The following is a 2517-nucleotide window of genomic DNA, read 5'->3' on the forward strand; positions in this document are numbered from 1 at the left end:
TCGCATGACAATCCCTCAGTTCACGAGCTGGCGAACTCGTGCCGGGGAAACGTTGCAGCGTCGTGCTTTGTTCCGGTCTGGACCAGATCAGCCGGGATTGCTGGCGAAGCCGGCGACCATCGCCTCGACATCGGCGCGGGCAGCGTCCAGCGCCTCCTGGCTGCGGGCACGCACGACCAGTTCGGTCCAGAACTTGCCATCGCCATATTTCGGGTAGGAGCCGATGATCGTATCGGGATGCGCTTTCTGGATATCACCCAGCGGCCCCCCGATGAGGCCTTCGCCGAACGGGCAGGGCACGGTCGCCGACAGCATCTTTGTGCCGGCCTTCAGCGTCGGCACGACATTGTCGAGCATGGCCTGGAAAATCGACGGCACGCCAGCCATGACGTGGACGTTGCCGATGCGGAAGCCAGGCGCGACCGACACCGGATTGTCGATGAGATCGGCGCCGCGCGGCATCCGTGCCATGCGCTTGCGGGCCTCGGTATATTCGATGCCGCGCGCGGCATAGCTTGCTTCCAGCATCGCATAGGCCCGGGCATCGTATTCGCAAGGTACGCCAAAGGCCTTGGAGATGGAATCGGCCGTGATGTCGTCATGCGTCGGCCCGATGCCGCCCGTGGTGAACACATAAGTGTAGCGCGCGCGCACGGCGTTCACCGCCGCGATGATCTCGTCTTCCTCGTCCGGGACGATGCGCACTTCCTTCAGGTCGATGCCGATCGCCGTCATGATGTCGGCGAGATGGCCGATGTTCTTGTCCTTGGTGCGGCCGGACAGAATCTCATCGCCGATGACGAGCATGGCGGCGGTCACGATTTCAGGCATGGGAAGCTCCGGCAAGCGAGTGGCCCGGGAAGGCGAGTGGTCTGAGATAGCGCGGCGCAGCGGTGGCCGCAATGTCATCTCCGCGGCGCCGGCTTTCCTGCCCGACTACATGACCGCCGGAGGTGGATGGCTCGGTCGAAGCCAACTCGTTTCCACACCATGTTCTGCGATGACGTGGCGGTCGAGCAAGATCTCGGCCGCATCGACGGGTGCTATGGCAAGGGGCACTTGCCGGAATTCATGGCCCAGGAGCGAACCGCCGCATCCATCGAGCGCATCGCCGGCCGGGCTGATCGGGGCCTCACCTCAGCTTCACGACAATTTCAAGGAACCATTCGGCTGACTACCGGGTTTTATGAGTGTCGCACCAAGGCGGCTAAGATACGGAGTGATTCAATGGTTACAAAACTTCTCGCAGCATCCGTCCTGACGATCGGTCTCGCCACATCGGCGATGGCGCAGTCACTGGACGACAGGTACTCAAACAATCATGACTGGTGGCTGTTCGGTAACAACGACCAGACAACTGTCGACCCCTACACCACGGGAAGCATCAGTGACGGCTCCGGGTTGAACACCCAAGGCAACACCGGCGCTATTGGCCCATGTGCCCACAACACACCAGGCCCGGACGCTAACGCAGGGCAAAACGTCAACGATCAGTATTGCGGCAAATAGCCAGAACGTGATTTCCGAAAAGCGCACGCCGATTTTCCAGAAATCCATGTTCGAGGGCTAGTCCGCAAGGACAGCCGCTGGCCGCTGGCGCGTCCTCTCTCCGGACGGCGCTGCGGTCGGCGCTCCGTCGAACCGCTCCACATCAACCGCGATACCGAATCAGTCCGAGACTTCTGTCTGCGGCCGGTCGCGGCCGTCGGCCAGTTCCTCATGCCATTTTCCCTCGGCGTCCTCATACTGGATGCCGTCCGTCGCTCCGGCGACCTGCTGCTCGGCCGAGGCGATTTCGGCGGCGCGCAACGCGTCCTGATGCGTCGGAAACGTCTCGGAAAAGGTCGCTCCGACCTTGTAGGCCCAGCCGCCGTCATGTTCGACGATCTTGTAAGTCAGCTTCGCCATGAAAAACCTCCGGTTGAAAGGTCCGTCTGCTCAATGCAGTCGGTCGTCGGGCAGTCTGTCGTCGGGCACCAGCACTTCCGATTCCTTGGCGGCTTCAATCAGCGCCCGGCGCGCATCTGCTGTCGAACGATAACCTTCCAGCACTTTGAGGCAAGTGTCGAGGGCATCACGATGGCGCGGGCCGCGATTGAGCGGCCACACCGTCATCAGGCACTCCGCGGCCTCCTGGGCGCTGCGGATGTGGCGATATTTGCCGACGTGGCCAAGTTCGACGACGACCGGCACTTCAAAAGGTTTGTTGTCCATCATGGCCGCAACGCAAAGCAGCCAATTTGGTTGCAACCATGGCCGTCAGCCTGCGCCCAAACGTCTCAGAGGCTGTTTGAAGGCTCTACAGCGCCGTGTCGGGAGCGCGAACCGTTCAGCCCGCCGCCTTCATCCAATGCTGCATCGTGGTCACCGAACGGGCAAGTTGTGGCGCCGGGTGGATTGTCTCGCTGAATGTCGCCGCCGCACGCCACCCCCAGCGCGGATCAGCCAGGAAGGCCCGCGCCAGCGCCACCATGTCGGCGCGGCCCTCGGTGACGATCGCTTCGGCCTGCTTGGGGT

4 protein-coding genes and 1 pseudogene are annotated in these 2517 nt (G+C 62.5%); 1 reads left to right on the forward strand and 4 read right to left on the reverse strand.

Features of this window, described 5'->3' with window-relative positions:
* Positions 1-87 precede the first annotated feature (87 nt).
* On the reverse strand, positions 88-831 hold the full coding sequence (locus EN879_RS31755; RefSeq protein ID WP_063167866.1) for a competence/damage-inducible protein A: 744 nt from the start codon (positions 829-831) through the stop codon (positions 88-90).
* A 126-nt stretch (positions 832-957) separates the two neighbouring features.
* On the opposite strand from EN879_RS31755, the gene EN879_RS40290 reads away from it, so the two are divergent.
* On the forward strand, positions 958-1509 hold the full coding sequence (locus EN879_RS40290) for a hypothetical protein (protein WP_224672900.1): 552 nt from the start codon (positions 958-960) through the stop codon (positions 1507-1509).
* 159 nt (positions 1510-1668) lie between these two features.
* Here the strand turns inward: EN879_RS40290 and EN879_RS31765 are convergent, their stop codons facing one another.
* The 3 genes and pseudogenes from EN879_RS31765 to EN879_RS31775 form a co-directional block, all read right to left on the reverse strand.
* Positions 1669-1908: a DUF2188 domain-containing protein gene (locus EN879_RS31765; RefSeq protein WP_013532013.1), complete on the reverse strand. Its 240-nt coding sequence runs from the start codon at positions 1906-1908 to the stop codon at positions 1669-1671.
* A 30-nt stretch (positions 1909-1938) separates the two neighbouring features.
* Positions 1939-2217: a DUF982 domain-containing protein gene (locus tag EN879_RS31770; RefSeq protein WP_013532012.1), complete on the reverse strand. Its 279-nt coding sequence runs from the start codon at positions 2215-2217 to the stop codon at positions 1939-1941.
* A gap of 112 nt (positions 2218-2329) precedes the next feature.
* A pseudogene (locus EN879_RS31775) lies at positions 2330-2517 on the reverse strand (oxidoreductase); the annotation flags it as partial.

Source organism: Mesorhizobium sp. M7A.F.Ca.AU.002.02.1.1, from assembly GCF_003998535.1.
GTDB classification, from domain to species: domain Bacteria; phylum Pseudomonadota; class Alphaproteobacteria; order Rhizobiales; family Rhizobiaceae; genus Mesorhizobium; species Mesorhizobium ciceri.

Bases quoted from the DNA above. Each gene is read 5' to 3' on its own strand.
- EN879_RS31755 (WP_063167866.1), bottom strand. From the start codon at position 831: ATGCCTGAAATCGTGACCGCCGCCATGCTCGTCATCGGCGATGAGATT.
- EN879_RS40290 (WP_224672900.1), top strand. From the start codon at position 958: ATGGCTCGGTCGAAGCCAACTCGTTTCCACACCATGTTCTGCGATGAC.
- EN879_RS31765 (WP_013532013.1), bottom strand. From the start codon at position 1,908: ATGGCGAAGCTGACTTACAAGATCGTCGAACATGACGGCGGCTGGGCC.
- EN879_RS31770 (WP_013532012.1), bottom strand. From the start codon at position 2,217: ATGATGGACAACAAACCTTTTGAAGTGCCGGTCGTCGTCGAACTTGGC.